Source organism: Pseudomonas sp. PDM28 (assembly GCF_019219115.1).
In the GTDB taxonomy this organism is placed as follows: Bacteria; Pseudomonadota; Gammaproteobacteria; order Pseudomonadales; family Pseudomonadaceae; genus Aquipseudomonas; species Aquipseudomonas laurylsulfatiphila.
The window spans coordinates 157,062-171,556 of the sequence record NZ_JAHUWG010000012.1 but is presented as its reverse complement, the minus strand read 5'-3'; the positions used below and the strand labels follow the sequence as shown (position 1 = coordinate 171,556).

Annotated in this window: 14 protein-coding genes; 4 read left to right on the top strand and 10 right to left on the bottom strand. The window is 61.4% G+C overall.

The features are described 5' to 3' along the window. Positions 1-47: 47 nt before the first annotated feature. Together KW841_RS25975 and yedA are read right to left on the bottom strand one after the other, a co-directional pair. Positions 48-1,388 (bottom strand): DEAD/DEAH box helicase, encoded by a 1,341-nt coding sequence (locus KW841_RS25975; RefSeq protein ID WP_007975800.1) that lies wholly within the window; start codon positions 1,386-1,388, stop codon positions 48-50. A 78-nt stretch (positions 1,389-1,466) separates the two neighbouring features. Next, positions 1,467-2,396 carry a drug/metabolite exporter YedA gene (gene yedA / locus KW841_RS25970; protein ID WP_218480263.1) on the bottom strand — a complete coding sequence of 310 codons (930 nt, stop codon included), beginning with the start codon at positions 2,394-2,396 and terminating at the stop codon, positions 1,467-1,469. A gap of 165 nt (positions 2,397-2,561) precedes the next feature. Between yedA and KW841_RS25965 the strand changes: the two genes are divergently transcribed. After that, entirely contained in the window at positions 2,562-3,017 is a 456-nt protein-coding gene (locus tag KW841_RS25965) for an Lrp/AsnC family transcriptional regulator (RefSeq protein ID WP_218480262.1), read from the top strand. A 137-nt stretch (positions 3,018-3,154) separates the two neighbouring features. Here KW841_RS25965 and KW841_RS25960 read toward each other — a convergent pair whose 3' ends face one another. The 3 genes from KW841_RS25960 to KW841_RS25950 all read right to left on the bottom strand — a co-directional run bounded on the left by KW841_RS25960 (position 3,155) and on the right by KW841_RS25950 (position 5,237). After that, positions 3,155-3,760, bottom strand: a complete 606-nt coding sequence (locus KW841_RS25960) for a PolC-type DNA polymerase III (protein WP_007975805.1) — start codon at positions 3,758-3,760, stop codon at positions 3,155-3,157. 22 nt (positions 3,761-3,782) lie between these two features. Further along, positions 3,783-4,262 (bottom strand): NYN domain-containing protein, encoded by a 480-nt coding sequence (locus tag KW841_RS25955; protein ID WP_015096943.1) that lies wholly within the window; start codon positions 4,260-4,262, stop codon positions 3,783-3,785. Positions 4,263-4,460: 198 nt separating this feature from the next. After that, positions 4,461-5,237: a DUF2076 domain-containing protein gene (locus KW841_RS25950; protein ID WP_218480261.1), complete on the bottom strand. Its 777-nt coding sequence runs from the start codon at positions 5,235-5,237 to the stop codon at positions 4,461-4,463. Positions 5,238-5,415: 178 nt separating this feature from the next. On the opposite strand from KW841_RS25950, the gene KW841_RS25945 reads away from it, so the two are divergent. Then, positions 5,416-6,090 carry a YciC family protein gene (locus KW841_RS25945; protein ID WP_007975811.1) on the top strand — a complete coding sequence of 225 codons (675 nt, stop codon included), beginning with the start codon at positions 5,416-5,418 and terminating at the stop codon, positions 6,088-6,090. Positions 6,091-6,156: 66 nt separating this feature from the next. Next, entirely contained in the window at positions 6,157-7,236 is a 1,080-nt protein-coding gene (locus tag KW841_RS25940) for an endonuclease/exonuclease/phosphatase family protein (RefSeq protein ID WP_218480260.1), read from the top strand. A 144-nt stretch (positions 7,237-7,380) separates the two neighbouring features. Here KW841_RS25940 and KW841_RS25935 read toward each other — a convergent pair whose 3' ends face one another. The 5 genes from KW841_RS25935 to KW841_RS25915 all read right to left on the bottom strand — a co-directional run bounded on the left by KW841_RS25935 (position 7,381) and on the right by KW841_RS25915 (position 13,272). After that, entirely contained in the window at positions 7,381-8,214 is an 834-nt protein-coding gene (locus KW841_RS25935; RefSeq protein ID WP_007975815.1) for an ABC transporter ATP-binding protein, read from the bottom strand. Then, positions 8,202-9,005 carry an ABC transporter permease gene (locus KW841_RS25930; RefSeq protein WP_007975817.1) on the bottom strand — a complete coding sequence of 268 codons (804 nt, stop codon included), beginning with the start codon at positions 9,003-9,005 and terminating at the stop codon, positions 8,202-8,204. Before KW841_RS25930 ends, KW841_RS25935 begins: the two co-directional genes overlap by 13 nt. Before the next feature lie 8 nt (positions 9,006-9,013). Then, a complete protein-coding gene (locus tag KW841_RS25925; RefSeq protein WP_102700954.1) occupies positions 9,014-10,000 on the bottom strand; it encodes an ABC transporter substrate-binding protein in 987 nt (328 codons plus the stop codon). A 389-nt stretch (positions 10,001-10,389) separates the two neighbouring features. Continuing rightward, on the bottom strand, positions 10,390-11,760 hold the full coding sequence (locus KW841_RS25920) for an aspartate aminotransferase family protein (protein WP_007975821.1): 1,371 nt from the start codon (positions 11,758-11,760) through the stop codon (positions 10,390-10,392). A gap of 21 nt (positions 11,761-11,781) precedes the next feature. Beyond that, a complete protein-coding gene (locus KW841_RS25915) occupies positions 11,782-13,272 on the bottom strand; it encodes an aldehyde dehydrogenase (RefSeq protein WP_218480259.1) in 1,491 nt (496 codons plus the stop codon). A gap of 226 nt (positions 13,273-13,498) precedes the next feature. Between KW841_RS25915 and KW841_RS25910 the strand changes: the two genes are divergently transcribed. Further along, positions 13,499-14,419 carry a LysR substrate-binding domain-containing protein gene (locus KW841_RS25910; RefSeq protein ID WP_218480258.1) on the top strand — a complete coding sequence of 307 codons (921 nt, stop codon included), beginning with the start codon at positions 13,499-13,501 and terminating at the stop codon, positions 14,417-14,419. Positions 14,420-14,495: the final 76 nt, after the last annotated feature.

Sequence of the window (14,495 nt, the reverse complement as noted above, 5' to 3'; positions counted from 1 at the left end):
TGGGAGCGAGCTTGCTCGCGATGGCGGTCGAACGGTCGCTGAAGCTATTAAGGCTTACGCTTACGCGGCCCGGTATTGAACACCGGCACTTTGCGCACCGGCTTGATCGAAGGCTCCGCCGGTGCAACCTCTCCGCTATCCACCCACTTGCCAAGATTGCGTTTACCACCGCCACCACCGGAAGCCTTGGGCTTCTTCGGTTTCTTCGGCTTCTTGATCACCTGACCGCTGGCATCGGTGTCCGGTACGCGGTGCTCCGGCTCGAAGTCCGGCTCGTTCTGCCGCTTCAAGGTCTGGCGGGTCAGCATCTCGATGGCCGACAGAAGATTCACTTCATCGGCGCACACCAGGGAAATCGCCTCGCCGGTCGAGCCCGCGCGGCCGGTACGACCGATGCGGTGGATGTAGTCCTCGGCGACGATCGGCAAGTCGAAGTTGACCACCAACGGCAGGTCTTCGATGTCCAGGCCGCGGGCCGCCACGTCAGTAGCGACCAGGATCTGCACTTCACTCGCCTTGAAGCGATCCAGTGCGCGCTGACGGGTCGCCTGGGGTTTGTCACCGTGGATGCCGTCGGCGTTGATGCCCAGCCCCTGGAGTTTTTCCACCAGCGCGTCCACGCCGTTGCGGGTCTTGGCGAACACCAGCACCTGCTTCCACTTGCCCTTGCGCATCAGGTGCACAAACAGTTCCGGCTTGCGCTTCTTGTCCACGGTCACGATCCATTGCTTGACCGTATTGGCCGCCACGTTGCGCGGGCTGACTTCGATACTCAGCGGGTCGTTGAGCATCTGCCCGGCCAGCAGGCGGATGTCATCGGAGAAGGTCGCGGAGAACAGCAGCGTCTGACGTTTCTTCGGCAGCGCGCGATAAATGTTCGCCAGCTCCTCGGAAAACCCCAGGTCGAGCATGCGGTCGGCTTCGTCGAGCACCAGGGTTTGCAGCTGGTTGAACTTCAGCGCGTTCTGGCGGAACAGGTCGAGCAAGCGGCCCGGGGTCGCCACCAACAGATCGACACCGCTGCGCAGCTTCATCATTTGCGGGTTGATGCTGACACCGCCGTACACCGCGTAAGTACGCAGCGGCAGGTTTTCGGCGTACTGGCGCACGGCTTCGTGAACCTGCTCGGCCAGCTCGCGGGTCGGTACCAGGATCAACGCGCGGACCGAGTTGGCGGTGACTTTCGGCCCTTCCATGGCCAGCAGTTGCAACAGCGGCAGGGCGAAACCGGCCGTCTTGCCGGTGCCGGTCTGGGCGGCGGCCATCAGGTCGCGACCGGCCAGCACCGCCGGAATGGCTTGCGCCTGAACCGGCGTCGGAGTCTGGTAGCCGAGCGTCTCGAGGGAGCGCAGCAAGGGTTCGATCAGGCCAAGGGTGGCGAAAGTCATGGGAGTACCGTAGGAAAATTCAGCGCGGGTTGTTCAAAACAAGTGTGCAAAACAAGATGCAATGCCGCGCAGTTTACCCTAATTCACTCGGGATTCTGTCGGCACCACCGTCACCACAGGCTTAACCGGCGCCCGACGCCACTGCGGCAATCCGATCAACACCACAGCACTGATGATCACAGCCATCGCCAGGGCTTCTTCGATGCCGATGGTCTCGCCGACGAACACGATCCCCAGCAACACCGCCACCGCAGGATTGACGTAGGCATAACTGGTAGCCGCCGCCGGGCGCACATGCTTCAACAGGTACATGTAGGCGTTGAAGGCGATGATCGAGCCGAACACGGTCAAGTACGCCAGGGCTGCCCAGCCTTCGATGGGAGGGACCTTTTCCAGGTGTTCACCGCTGACCGCGCTGGCGATCAGCAGCACTACCCCGCCCACCAGCATTTCTACGGCACTGGCCATTGCCCCTTGTGGCAATGGCAAGTGTTTGCTCCATACCGAGCCGAACGCCCAGGTCGCCGCTGCAAAAACCAGCAACGCCGCGCCCAACGGGCTCGATTGCAGGTTCGAGCCCAGGTTGAGCATGGCAATGCCAATCAGCCCGAGCACAATCCCGGCCCATTCGAGACGGGTATTACGTGCGCCCCAGAAATATCCGCACAGCAAGGTAAACAGCGGCACCGTCGCTACCGCCAATGCGGCGACGCCAGAAGCCACCCCTGTGTGCTCGGCAACACTGACTGCGCCATTGCCACAGGCGAGCAGCAACACGCCTATGACCCCGGCGGCTTTCCACTGTGCCCAGGTCGGTGTCGGCGCCCCGCGCCAGCGCAGGAAGGCGTACATCAAGGTCCCGGCAATGACGAAACGGATGCCGGCGAGCAGCAGCGGTGGCCAAAATTCCACACCGATGCGGATCACCAGGTAAGTCGAGCCCCAAATCACGTACAAGGCGAAAAAGGCAGCGATCAAAGGTAAGGGAAAGCGACGAAGGCCGGACATGGGGGGCAGCTCACAGGCAAGGACAAGTGAACGGCTATTCTAGAAAGGCTGGCGACGGAAAATAAGTTACAAAACCTGTTTAAAGCGCCAGTACACTTTTCAAAACACGGAGTTCAGCGCTATAAACCGTGTTTTCGAAAGTCGACCACTTTCAGGAGTCGCCCCATGGACAAATACGACCGCATGCTGCTCAGCGCCCTGCTGGAAAACGGTCGCGCGTCGTACGCCGACCTGGCGCGCAAGGTCAACCTGTCCGCCCCGGCGGTGGCCGAGCGCGTGGCCAAGCTCGAAGCCAGCGGCGTGATCACCGGCTATCAGGCGAAGGTCGACATGGCCAAGCTCGGCCTGCCGATCCAGTGCGTGATCGAACTGCGCCTGAACCAGCACGGCAACCAGAAGGCCTACGACGACCTGATCAAAATCCCGCAATTGACCGAATGCCATCGGGTGACCGGCGATCCGTGCGTGATCATGCAGGCCGCGGTGGGCTCGATGCCGGAGCTGGAAGAACTGATCAACCGGATCGCCACGTTCGGGTTCAGCAAGACGTCGATCGTGTTGTCCAGTGCGATAGAGAAGCGAGTGCCTTTGGGGCATATCGAAGGGAATGGCAGGCCTTGATCGAACGCAGAACCTGTAGGAGCGAGCCTGCTCGCGATGGTCGCCAACGATAACGCGGGAAACCTGACACCCCGCGCTGTTCTCGGGTTCATCGCGCGCAGGCTCGCTCCTACAGGGGAATTGTGGTGAGTTCGGGATCAGCGATAGCGCTTCAGATGTTCACCCACCTTCGCCGCCGGCACCTTCTGCAACTTGCACAGCAAGTCATGGGACAGCTCGCGCAGGCCATGCTTCTGGAGCAACTCTTCCTCCAGGTGCGCCGTCAGGTTGGCCGCCATCTCGGCATCGGCCATGGCCCGGTGAGCCTTGCCGGTGTGCGGCAGGTTGGCAAACGTGGTGAGGGTGCCGAGTTTGTGGTTCGGTGCGGCGGGCATCAGGCGGCGGGCCAACAGCAGCGAACAGGCGAAGTTCTGCAAGCGGGTGCGCTTGATTCGCCCGAGCTCGAAGTCCCAGAACTTCTGGTCGAACGCGGCGTTGTGCGCGAGCAAGGGTGTGGTGCCGACGAACTCATTCACTTCGTTCATCACCTGCTCCGCCGACGGCGCGGTGCGCAGCATGGCGTTGCTGATGCCGGTGAGCTGCTCGATGAAAGCCGGGACGCGCACGCCGGCATTCATCAGGCTTTGGTAACGCTCGACGATGCGCCCCTGTTCAAGGATCACCACGGCAATTTCCGTGGCCCGGCAGCTGCTGCTCGGGGAGATCCCGGTGGTTTCAAAGTCGATGACTGCGATGCGTTCCAAACCTGGTTCAACTCCGTAAAAATCAATTCTTGAGCAGCAACGCGCCTTCGATCGGCACGTAGCGGCTGGCGGCGCGGATCAGCGAGTTGGCCGTCAGCCCCGGTACGCCGTAGGCCACGGCTTGCACGCCATGCTTGCTGATGATGCGTTCGAGCAGCATGTCGAAATCGCCATCGCCAGAAGCCAGGACGATTTCATCGACATGGTCGGCGGCATCCATGATGTCGAGCGTGATGCCCACGTCCCAGTCACCCTTGGCCGAACCATCGCTGCGCTGGATGTACGGCTTGAGCTTCACGGTGAAACCGAGGTTGCGCAGGATCTGCTGGAACTGCTGCTGTTTGCTGTCGCCACGGTCGATGGCGTAGGCATAGGCTTCGACGATCTCGCCCTGCTGGCTGATATCAGCCCACAGCGCGGCATAGTTGAAGTGGCAACCATAAGCCTGACGCACGGTGTAGTAGAGGTTCTGGACATCGGCGAACACTGCGATTTTTTTCACCGGCTTTCCTCAAGGCTGAATCAGGCACCAGGCCCGAAAGGTCGCCCAGTATGCCAGCCCAGAGGATTGTTCCGCGAATAATCGGCTATGTGGCGAGGGAGCTTGCTCCCGTTGGGGTGCGAAGCAGCCCCGTTACTTTGGAGTCCGAGGGGGCCTGCTACGCAGTCCAACGGGAGCAAGCTCCCTCGCCACTGGGTGTCAGACGAAGGAATCGTCGTCGCCGCCGAAGAGCGAGTCATCGCTGTAGTCAGCGTCGCTGAAGCCGCCCTGATCGTTGCTCCAGGAATCATTGCCGGCCATGCGCTGGTCATCGCCCCAGCCATTGTTGCCCTGGTCGTTGACCTGGGCCGGCTCTTCCTTGATGACTTCGACGACTTCCGGTTGCTGATTGTGATGGAACAGGCTGCTGATGCCTTGAGCCAGCATCACGCCACCCGCCACGCCAGCGGCGGTTTTCAGTGCACCACCGAGGAAACTGCTGCCGGCCGCTGCCGGTGCTTGCTGCTGCGGGGCATAGCCCTGTTGTGGAAAATTCTGTTGCGGGCCACCGAAGTTCTGCTGTGGCGCTTGCGAACCGAACGACGAGCGTCCCGGTTCACGCCAGCCACCGCTCGATGGCGCCGAGCTCTGGGTCGGTGCCGGTTGTGGATCACGGGACGCGCCGCCAAAGATACTCGACAAAAAGCCACCGCTGCCCGACGCCGGAGCCGGGGTCGCCTGGGCCTTGGCCTGTTGCAGTTCGGCCTGCAATTGCTGGACTTGCCGGGTCAGTTGCTGGTTCTGCTCATCGAGGCTCTTGATCGCTGCCTCTTGCACCAGAATCGCCTGGGTCATGAAATATCCTGCCGCAGGCTGGCGCGTCAGGTGTTCCTTGATCCGCGCCTCGGCCTGGGCGTCGCGCGGGGCTGAGTCCGTTTCGGCCTGTTGCAGCCGGGAAAACAGTCCATCGATCAGGGTTTGTTCTTCGCTGTTCATGGCGACCTCGTAGATTGCCGGGAAAATCGTTGCCTTTATCCAATGAGGATAAGGTGCCCGACCTTAATGGAGGCTGAAACAAACTGTTTCAATGACCTTTACTGAACGTTTACGTTTGCGTCTCCCGGCACCTGATCGGTTAAAGTGGACCACTGCTTCCAACCTGCGATACCAACCGATGAATCCGTTAGATGTGCTGCGTGACTCCCTGTATTTCTTCAAGCGCAATCTGGGCCAGATCGTGCAGCTGTGCCTGCCGCTGGTCATTTTTGAGGCGTTGCTGCAGCAAGTGGTCGACCACTCCACGGAGCCGGACAGTTTCCCTGGCATCAGTGTGATTGTCGGCTTGCTGGTGTACCCGCTGTACACCGCCGCGCTGATCCTGTTTCTCGACGCCCGCAGCCGGGGCGAATCGCCGCGCAACCGCGACCTGCTGGCGATGGCGGCGAGTCTGTGGCCGCGTTTCGCCCTGCTGACGGCGCTCAATACCGTACTGATTCTGCTGGGCCTGTCGCTGTATTTCCTGCCGGGCATCTATCTGATGGTGACCCTGGCGTTTGGCGAATATCTGCTGGTGTTGCGCGGCATGGCGCCGCTGGCGGCCATGAAGGAAAGCCTGCGCATGACCCAAGGTCACTTCCTGCGCATCCTGCTGTGCATTCTGTGTGTGATGGGCCCGCTGTGGCTGCTCAAGGGGGCGACACTGGCGGTGTACCCTGAACCGCAGAACCCGGTGATCTCGTTGCTGATCGACAGCGCCCACAGTTTCCTGCAGCTGTTTACCAGCGTGGTGCTGTTCCGTTTGTTCATGCTGATCAACCCGTTGCCTGAGAGCAATGACAACTCGCTCTGACCTTGGGTGCGCCCATCGCTCTCGGGTATGCTCGGGAACAATTTTGCAACGCCAATAAGCCGAGCCATGACCCGTCTACTGCGCCACACCCTGCTGGGCCTGCTGATCGTGATCGGCCTGATCGCCGTGACGACCTACAGCCTGACCTGGCGCCCCGAAGCCAAAGAAGAGTTACCCGTGAGTTGCAGCGGCCAGGCCCCCGCCCTGGTCCCCGGGCAGGCGCTGAAAGTGATGACCTGGAACGTCCAGTACCTGGCCGGCAAGCGTTACGTGTTCTGGAATGACCTGGCCGCCGGTACCGACGAACGTCCCACAGCGGAAGACATGGCCTTCAGCCTCGACGAAGTGGCGCGGGTGATTCGCGACGAACAACCGGACATCGTGCTGTTGCAGGAGCTGGACGACGGCGCCAAGGCCAGCGATTACCAGCACCAGTTCAAACTGCTGCAGGAACGGCTCGCCGATTTGTACCCATGCAACGTCAGCGCCTTCGACTGGAAGGCCGACTTCGTACCGGACCCGCATATCTTCGGCAGCGTCGGCCGGCAACTGGCAACCCTGAGCCGCTACCGGATCGAACATGCCCAACGCCTGCAACTACCCGTTGTCTCGGGCAATCCGCTCAGCCGCCAATTCAACCCCAGAAACGCCTTGCTGGTGAGCTACTTGCCGTTGAGTGACGGTGGGCAGATGGCGGTGCTCAATACCCATCTGGAACGTGCGACACAAGCCGACAACACCTTGCAAAACCAGGTGAACGCCGTGGCCAGGACCCTCGATAAACTCGAAAGCCGTGGCACGCCGTGGTTGATCGGCGGGGATTTCAACCTGTTGCCGCTGGGTCAGTATCGACGCCTGTCCGATGCGCAACGCGCACCCTACTCCGCCGACAGCCCGTTGCACCTGCTGTGGGACAAATACCCGATGATCCCGACCAACAACGAAGCCAGCGGGATCGAGCGCGAGCGCTGGCTGACCCACTACCCGAACGATCCCGGGCTAAACGGCCCGGACCGGACCGTCGACTACCTGTTCTACAGTCCGCGGATAAAACGGGTGGAGGCCATGGTTCGGCAGGACGATACGTTGCGCATCTCCGATCACTTGCCGGTGATTGCGCGGTTCCTTCTACCCGCAACACCCTAGCCCCTCATTCAAGTCAGATGCAAAACCTGTGGGAGCGAGCTTGCTCGCGATGGCGTCGTGTCAGTCGACATCATTGTTGAATGACAAATCGCTATCGCGAGCAAGCTCGCTCCCACAGGGATGGTGCATGGGCTGGAATCAGGCTTAATGCACCTCCTCCAAATCATCATGCAGCAGCCCGAAGATCTCGCGCTTCATCTCGATGAATGAGCGCTCCATGACCATGTCCAGGTTGCGCGGTCGTTCGATCGGCACATCGAGGATCTGCTTGATCCGCCCCGGCCTGGCGCCCATGACGTAGACCCGGTCGCCGAGCAGAATCGCCTCGTCGATGTCGTGGGTCACGAACAACACGGTCTTCTTGCTGTTGCCCCACACCCGCAGCAACAACTGCTGCATTTGCAGGCGCGTCTGGCTATCGAGGGCGCCGAAGGGTTCGTCCATCAACAGGATCTGCGGGTCGTTGGCCAGCGCGCGGGCAATGGCGACGCGTTGCATCATCCCGCCGGACAACTGCTTGGCGTAGTTGTCGGCAAAGCCGCTCAGGCCCACTTCATTGACGTAGTAGTCGACAATATCCTTGCGCTGCGCCGCCGGCATGCCGCGCCGCTTGAGGCCGAACTCGACGTTCTGCCGCACGGTCAGCCACGGGAACAGCGTGTAGCTCTGGAACACCATGCCGCGATCCGCGCCGGGGCCCTCCACTTGTTGGCCGCCGACGTAGATCTCCCCCGACGTCGGTTCGGCCAGGCCGGCGGTGAGGTACAGCAGGCTCGATTTACCGCAACCCGACGGCCCCACCAGTACGGCAAATTGCTGGTCCGGCACCTCAAACGACACTTCTTCCAACGCGGTAAAGGTTCCGCCATCCGGCTTCTTGTAACGCAGGCTGACCTTGTCCACCTGCAGCCGAGGCGCGTTCACCGGGGCAGCCTGAGGGGCAACAAAACGATGAGTGGCGGCGGTTACTGAGCCCATGCGGTAATCCTCAGACGAAGGAAACGGAACAGTTGATCGGTGACCAGGCCCAGCAGGCCGATGATCGCGATGGCGAGGAAAATCACATCCACCTGGAAGCCGCGCATGGCCTTGAGGCTCAGGTAACCCAGGCCACTGGAGGCGGCGACCAGTTCAGCCACCACCAGGTAAGTCCAGGCCCAGCCCATGGTTACCCGCAGGGTGTCGAGCACGCCTGGCAGGGAAGCCGGGGCGATCACATGCAGCACCGCGTCACGACGGTTCGAACCGAGGGTATAGGAGGCGTTGATCAGGTCCTTGGAGATGCCTTTGGACACGTCCGCGATCATCACCAGTTGCTGGAAGAACACACCGAAAATGATCACCGAGACCCGCTGCTCCAGACCGATGCCGATCCACAGGATGAACAGCGGTACGAACGAAGTCACCGGCAGGTAGCGAATGAAGTTGACCATAGGCTCCAGGAACGCCTGGACGATGCGGAAGCTGCCCATCAACAATCCCAGTGGCACGGCCACCAGGGACGACACAATGAAACCGACCATCACCACTTCGACGCTGGCCCACACGTGCTGGCCGAGGGTGCCGTCGCGACCGAGGCGCACAGCGGCCTCGACCACCGCGCCCGGCGTCGGCAGGAACATGCCCGGCACCACACCGCCGTAGGACAACCCGGCCCAAAGGCCGACCAACAGCACCCAGGCCAGGCCGCTCGCGCTCCAGATCACCGAGACCGGCAAACCGGTCTTGGGCGTGATGCAGCGGCTCAGCCACGAATTGCGCTTGAACATGCAGCCTCCTAGAGCGGGGTGACGAAGCGGTTGTCGATCAGGTCGTCATTGCTGACGTTGTAGGGCTTGCCTTGCAGCTCGCTGGCGGTCTCGTTGGCCAGTTTGATCAGCGGTGCGCTGTCACCCGGCTTGCCCGGCGAACCCAGCAGTTTTTCGCTCATGGCCTGATCGTAGAAGCGCACGCCCTGGGCGGCCGCTTCCATTTCCTTCGGATCGGCCAGGTAACCGCCGACGCCCTTGGCCATGATTTTGTAGGCTTCCTGCGGATGATCCTTGGTGTACTGCACGGCTTTGTACAAACCGGCGACCAGCGCCTTGACGTCTTCCGGCTGTTTTTCGATGACGGAGCAGTTCAGTGCCACCACGTCGACGATCACCCCCGGTGTGCTGCTGCTGTCGATCAGCACCTTGCCCTGCTGCTTGTCGCGCACCATCGACAGGTGCGGCTCCCAGGTCACGGCAGCGGGTACACGACCGGCGATGAACGCGGTGGCGGCATCGTCGGCCGTCATGTTCTGCACGGTGATGTCGCTCATTTTCATGCCGTTCTTTTTCAGCAGATACGACAACCAGAACTGCGAGGTCGACCCTTCGTTGACCGCCACGGCCTTGCCTTTGAGTTCCTGCAAGCTCTTGACGTCCTTGCCTACCAGCACGCCGTCGCCACCATGGCTGTCGTCCAGCGCGGCCACGGCCTTGAAGCAGAATTGCGGACGGTACTTGAGCACCTCGTCGATGGTCGACGCCGAGCCGGACAATTCGCCGGAAGCTTGTGCGGCCATGTACATCGCCGCTTCTTCGACCACCGGCAATTCGACGGTCAAACCGTTTTCCTTGAAGTAGCCCAGGTCCTGGGCCAGGTACAGGGTGCCGTAGCCGACCCAGGTGGTATGACCGATGGACAGGGTGCCGGCCTGGGCGCTGGTGGCGACCGTCGCGGCGATGGCGGTGACCGCCAGTGGATGGACAACACGGGTAAGCAAGGACTTGATCATGGAGCACTCCCAAAGCTGTTGATTTAGTTTTGTCATGGGCAGTACGGCGAGCCCTGAATCGGCTGCAACCTGTGGTCTCTGAGGGACCCTTCGGCGGGCAGCATTCGGCGGGCTGGCGAGATCGATGTTGGCCCAAGGGCGGGATTAGGAAAATGAGGAAATATGTGGATGCGAACGATGAAAAAACTCGTTAGCGCGCACCGCCAAAAGGCGGCAATGGCGAGGATGCACAAGCTCAGTGCAAGACATGAAAAATGTGTTGAATCGGCCATAGCATTCGCGGGCAAGCCCGCTCCCACAGGTTATGTGTCGTGCCCAAAACGTGCGGCCGACACAAATCCTGTGGAAGCGGGCTTGCCCGCGAAGAGGCCCGCTAGAGCACTACAAAGTCAGAGCCGGCCGTATTCCTGCGCCGTTCGATCCACCGCTTTCAAAGTCTTGGCGATCAGTTCGTCAATCTCTTCACGGCTGGCAATCAACGCTGGCGCCATGATCATCCGGCCCAAGGTCGAGCGAATGATCACCCCCTCCTCAAAGCCAATCGTACGGCAGCGCCAGGCGATGTCGTTCTCATTGGCGAAGCGCTTGCGCGTGGATTTGTCTTCGGCCAGTTGCAGCGCCGCAACCATGCCGGTGCCCTGGATATCGCCCACCAGCGGGTGCTTGCCGAACACTTCGCGCAGGCACTGTTGCAGGTACGGACCGATGTCGTCCTTGACCCGCGTCACCACGCCTTCATCGCGCAGGGCCTTGAGGTTGGCAATCGCCACCGCCGCCGCCACCGGGTGCCCGGAATAGGTCAGGCCGTGGGCAAACACGCCGCCCTGCTCCACCAGCACCGAGGCCATTTTCTTCGACAGGATCAAGCCGCCCATGGGTATGTAACCCGAGGTCAGGCCCTTGGCGATGGACAGGGTGTCCGGCTCGAAACCGAAGTACTCGTGGGCGAACCATTCGCCGGTACGACCGAAGCCACCGATCACTTCATCGGCGCACAGCAGCACATCGTATTTGCGGCAGATGCGCTGGATTTCCGGCCAGTAGCTTTCCGGCGGAAAGATCATCCCGCCAGCGCCCTGGAAGGGTTCGGCGATGAAGCCTGCGACCTTGTCCGCCCCCAGTTCGAGAATCTTCGCTTCCAGTTGCTGTGCCGCGCGCAGGCCGAATTCGGCTGGCGTCAGGTTGCCTTCGTGAGCGAAGAAGTACGGCTCGTCGATGTGCTCGATGTCCGGAATCATGCCGCCCATTTCGTGCATGAATTTCATCCCGCCCAGCGCCGTCGCGGCCAGGGTCGAACCGTGGTAGCCGTTCCAACGGCCGATCATGATTTTCTTCTCGGGCTTGCCGAGCACCTGCCAGTAACGCCGCACCGTGCGGATCAACACCTCGTTGGCTTCGGAGCCGGAGTTAGTGTAGATCGCGTGGCTGTAGTGACCCGGCAGCAGGCTGAACAGCAGTTCGGACAGCTCGATCACCTGCGGGTGGGTGGTGTGGAAAAACATGTTGTAGTACGGCAGCTGCTCCAGTTGCTGGCTCGCCGCGGCCGCCAGGTCCTTGCGCCCGTAACCGAGGTTGGTGCACCACAGCCCGGACATGCCGTCGAGGTAACGGCGGCCATCGTTGTCCCACAGGTGCAGGCGCTCGCCACGGACCATCACCCGTGGTCCCTCGTCGTTGAGGGCTTTCTGATCGACGAACGCATGGATGTGGTGCGCAGCGTCGGCGGCCTGGTAGTCGCGGGTTTCACGTGGTGTGGTCATCGCCTGTTCTCCGTTTTGTTATCAGCGCAATTGAAACCAGGTGGTCTTCAACTGGGTGTATTTATCGAATGAATGCAGGGACAGGTCGCGGCCGAAACCGGACTGCTTGCCGCCGCCAAAAGGTACGGTCACGTCCAGTGCATCGACGCTGTTGACCGACACCGTGCCCGCTCGCAATTGTCGCGCCACGCGGTGGGCGCGGTTGAGGTCGTCGGTCCACAGCGAAGCCGCCAGACCGTAGACGCTGTCGTTGGCCAATTGCAATGCATGGGCCTCATCGTCGAACGCGGTGACGGCCAGAACCGGGCCAAATACTTCGTCGCGAAACAGCGGCATGTCCGGCGTCACGCCGGTAAAGATCGTCGGCTGGATGAAGTTGTCGGAGCCGTTGAAGATCGACTGCCGACCGCCACAAACCTTGGTCGCGCCCTGCTGCTCGGCCTGCTGGATGAACTTCATGATGTGCGCGGTCTGACGGCTGTCGACGATGGCACCGGCAGCGCTCGACGGGTCCAGCGGATCACCCGGCAACCAGCGTTCGGCCTGGGCCTTGAGGCGTTCTACAAACGCGTCATGAATCGAGCGCTGCACCAGCAAGCGCGAGTTGGCCGAGCAGACTTCGCCCTGATTGAAGAAGATGCCGAACGCGGCTTTTTCGGCCGCCAGGTCCAGGTCCTGACAATCGGCGAACACCAGGTTGGCGCTCTTGCCGCCGCACTCCAGCCACACCTGTTTCAGGTTCGACTGGGCCGAGTACTGCATGAAATATTTGCCGACTTCGGTGGAACCGGTGAACACCAGGCAATCGACGTCCGGGTGCAGGCCGAGGGCCTTGCCGGTTTGCTCGCCCAGGCCCGGCAGCACGTTCAACACACCCGCAGGCACACCGGCTTCAAGCGCCAGCTCCGCCAGACGCAAGGCCGAAAACGGTGACTGCTCGGCTGGCTTGAGAATCACCGAGTTACCCGCGGCCAGGGCCGGGGCGAGTTTCCACGCGGCCATGTCCAGCGGGAAATTCCACGGCACCACGGCAGCGACCACGCCAAGGGCTTCGCGGGTGATGGTCGCCAGCACGTTCTGCGCACTCGGTGCGACCTGATCGTAGAGTTTGTCGAGGCTCTCGGCGTACCAGCGGAACACCCCGGCGGCACCCGGCACATCGATGTTGTAGGCATCCGTGACGGGCTTGCCCATGTTCAAAGAATCGAGCAGCGCCAGTTCTTCACGGTTTTCGAGGATCAAGTCGGCCAGGCGCAGCAGCGCTTGTTTACGTTCGGTCGGCGAACGTGCCGACCAGGTGCCGGCTTCAAACACTTGCCGCGCATTGCGCACCGCCGCATTCACATCTTCCTCGCCACAGGCCGCGACATTGGCCAGGCATTGCCCGGTGGCGGGGTTGATCGCGGCGAAAGTCTGCCCCGATTGTGCCGCTCGGCGCTGGCCGTCAATTACGGCCTGGTCGGGAAACCGCAGGGAAGCGGCTGTGCGTTGCCAATACTCAAGCTCGAACACGTTCGGATGCTCCAGAGGACATTCTTGTGTATTGGATAGTCGCTCAGGCCCGAGCGGTGGAAAACCAGTAAAAATGTGTTCGCAGGCCAAGAAAAAACTACGTAGCCAATCTCCCTTCTGGCGCAGCATGTGGTTATTGTTCAACCACAACAAATCGCTACCCGAGCGGATAGGGGTGGCGCGCAAATTGCCTGGATGCCTGATTCGTTCTCCCCCGAGGTTTGCTGTGGCTGCCTACAATCTGCGTCAACTGAAATACTTCATCACCACCGTCGAGTGCGGCAGTGTCGCCGAGGCCTCGCGCAAGCTGTACATCGCCCAGCCGTCGATCTCCACGGCCATCAAAGGGCTGGAAGACAGCTTCGGTGTGCAACTGCTGATTCGCCATCACGCCCAGGGCGTGTCATTGACACCCAGCGGTGCACGCTTCTACCGCAAGGCCCAGGAACTGCTGCGCATGGCCAAGGAGTTCGAACAGAACGCCCTGGCCGACAACGATGTGGTGTCCGGGCAGATCGATATCGGCTGCTTCGAAACCGTCGCGCCGCTGTACCTGCCGCAATTGATCGCCGGGTTTTCGGCGTTGTACCCGGGAGTGGAAATTCGCATCCGCGACGGCGAGCAGCAAGAACTGGTGCAGGGCCTGACCTCTGGCGCCTTCGATCTGGCGATCCTCTATGAGCACGATCTCGACGGCACCATCGCAACCGAACCCTTGATGCCGGCGCAACGGCCTTACGCGCTGCTGCCGGCCGATCACCGTTTTGCCCAGCAGGCACAAGTCTCACTGCGGGACCTGTGCCTGGAGCCGATGATTCTTTTGGACGTGCAGCCGAGCCGGACCTATTTCGTCAGCCTGTTCGAAGAGCTGGACCTGACCCCGCGCATTGCCTTCAGCTCGCCATCGATCGAGATGGTGCGCGGCATGGTCGGACAAGGCTTCGGTTTCTCGATCCTGGTGACCAAGCCGCATTCGGAGTGCACCTACGACGGGCAGAAAGTGGTGTGCGTGGACATCGCCGAAGACGTCACCGGCTCAGGGCTGGTGGCGGCCTGGCTCAAGCGCGGGCAACTGACCAAACCGGCGCAGTTGTTTGCTGACTATTGCCGTGAACAACTGACCGCCAAGTCCGAAAACCCACAGTAACTTCTGTGGCGAGGGGGCTTGCCCCCGTTGGGTCGCGAAGCGGCCCCAAAACCTGTTACAGCGTTCTGTCAGATCC